This window comes from Actinosynnema sp. NPDC059797 (genome assembly GCF_042732085.1).
In the GTDB taxonomy this organism is placed as follows: domain Bacteria; phylum Actinomycetota; class Actinomycetes; order Mycobacteriales; family Pseudonocardiaceae; genus Actinosynnema.
In genome coordinates this window covers 1-1,543 of the sequence record NZ_JBHWIE010000469.1, presented here as the reverse complement: position 1 = coordinate 1,543, position 1,543 = coordinate 1, and the positions used below count along the sequence as shown (strand labels likewise).

The following is a 1,543-nucleotide window of genomic DNA, read 5'->3' as shown; positions in this document are numbered from 1 at the left end:
CACGCCTCGATAGACAATCCCAGGCTCTTCCACCCCTAACTGCCCTCGTGCGTGTTGGCAACTGGCTGCCCGCCCTCCCCTCCTCGGGCTCAGCGGCCGACGTACTCGCGCAGGTGTCGGGCGGTGAGGGTGTCGGCGGTGTCGACGAGCTGGGCGGGGGTGCCGGTGAACACGATGCGGCCGCCGTCGTGGCCGGCGCCGGGGCCGAGGTCGATGATCCAGTCCGCGTGGGCCATGACGGCCTGGTGGTGCTCGATGACGATGACGGTGTTGCCGGCGTCGACGAGGCGGTCGAGCAGGGCGAGGAGCTTGTCGACGTCGGCGAGGTGGAGGCCGGTGGTGGGTTCGTCGAGGACGTAGGTGGAGGCCTTCTCGGCCATGTGGATGGCGAGCTTGAGGCGTTGGCGCTCGCCGCCGGAGAGGGTGGTCAGGGGTTGGCCGAGGGCGAGGTAGCCGAGGCCGACGTCGACGAGGCGGTCGAGGATGGTCTTGGCCTGCTTCTCGGTGAAGAAGTCGCGGGCTTCGGTGATGGACATGCCGAGGACGTCGCTGATGTTGCGGCCGCGGAGTTGGTAGGCGAGGACCTGGGGCGTGTAGCGCTTGCCCTCGCACTGTTCGCAGGTGGTGGCGACGCCGGCCATCATGGCGAGGTCGGTGTAGACGAGGCCGATGCCCTTGCAGTGGGGGCAGGCGCCTTCGGAGTTGGCGCTGAAGAGGGCGGGTTTGACGCCGTTGGCCTTGGCGAAGGCGGTGCGGATGGGGTCGAGCAGGCCGGTGTAGGTGGCGGGGTTGGAGCGTCGTGAGCCGCGGATGGGGGATTGGTCGACGGTGACGACGTCGTCGCGGGTGGCGAGGGAGCCGTGGATGAGGGAGCTCTTGCCGGAGCCCGCGACGCCGGTGACGACGGTGAGGACGCCGAGGGGGATGTCGACGTCGACGTCGTGGAGGTTGTGGAGGTTGGCGCCGGTGATGGGGAGGTGGCCGGTGGGGGTGCGGAGGTGGTCGCGGAGTCGGGCGCGGTGGTCGAGGTGGCGGCCGGTGAGGGTGTCGGAGTTGCGGAGGTCGGTGACGGAGCCGGTGAAGGTGATGTGGCCGCCGTTGGCGCCGGCGCCGGGGCCGAGGTCGATGACGTGGTCGGCGATGTGGATGGTTTCGGGTTTGTGCTCGACGACGAGGACGGTGTTGCCCTTGTCGCGGAGTTGGAGGAGGAGGTCGTTCATGCGTTGGATGTCGTGGGGGTGGAGTCCGACGGTGGGTTCGTCGAAGACGTAGGTGACGTCGGTGAGGGCGCTGCCGAGGTGGCGGACCATCTTGACGCGTTGGGCCTCGCCGCCGGAGAGGGTGGAGGCGGGGCGGTCGAGGCTGAGGTAGCCGAGGCCGATGTCGACGAGGGAGTCGAGGAGTTCGCGGAGGGTGGTGAGGACGGGGGCGACGGAGGGGTCGGTGAGGTCGCGGGTCCAGGTGGCGAGGTCGCTGATCTGCATGGCGGAGCAGTCGGCGATGGTCAGGTCGTTGATCTTGGAGTTGAGGGCGGCTTGGTTGT

1 protein-coding gene is annotated in these 1,543 nt (G+C 69.2%); it reads right to left on the bottom strand.

Annotated features, from left to right (window positions below; translation table 11 throughout):
* Nucleotides 1–89 precede the first annotated feature (89 nt).
* A partial coding sequence (locus tag ACFV4N_RS39880; RefSeq protein ID WP_499677878.1) for an ATP-binding cassette domain-containing protein occupies nucleotides 90–1,543 on the bottom strand: 1,454 nt, incomplete at its 5' end.